We start from the raw sequence: 350 nt of genomic DNA on the forward strand, positions 1-350 counted from the left end.
CTCGCACACCACAACCTGATGCGCCTGTTCGCCGCCACCGATGAGTGGTTCGCCTTCAACGAACGTGACGTCTGGACGCTGTTCCATTCCTTTGCCTTCGACTTCTCGGTCTGGGAAATCTTCGGCGCGCTGCTGCATGGCGGCCGACTGGTGATCGTGCCGCGTGAAACCAGACGCTCTCCGGAAGACTTCCACGCCTTGCTGGTCGAGCAGCAGGTCACCGTGCTGAACCAGACGCCGTCGGCGTTCAAGCAGTTGATGCACTTGGCCTGCGAGAGAGCAAAACCGCTGGCACTGCGTTCGGTGATCTTCGGTGGCGAAGCATTGGACGTGACCAGTCTGACGCCGTG

At 60.9% G+C, this 350-nt stretch carries 1 protein-coding gene; it reads left to right on the plus strand.

Going from position 1 to position 350, the window contains the following annotated elements; translation table 11 throughout:
* A partial coding sequence (locus tag AO065_RS27495; RefSeq protein WP_155737752.1) for an AMP-binding protein occupies positions 1 to 350 on the plus strand: 350 nt, incomplete at both ends.

This window comes from Pseudomonas viridiflava (assembly GCF_001642795.1).
GTDB lineage: Bacteria > Pseudomonadota > Gammaproteobacteria > Pseudomonadales > Pseudomonadaceae > Aquipseudomonas > Aquipseudomonas viridiflava.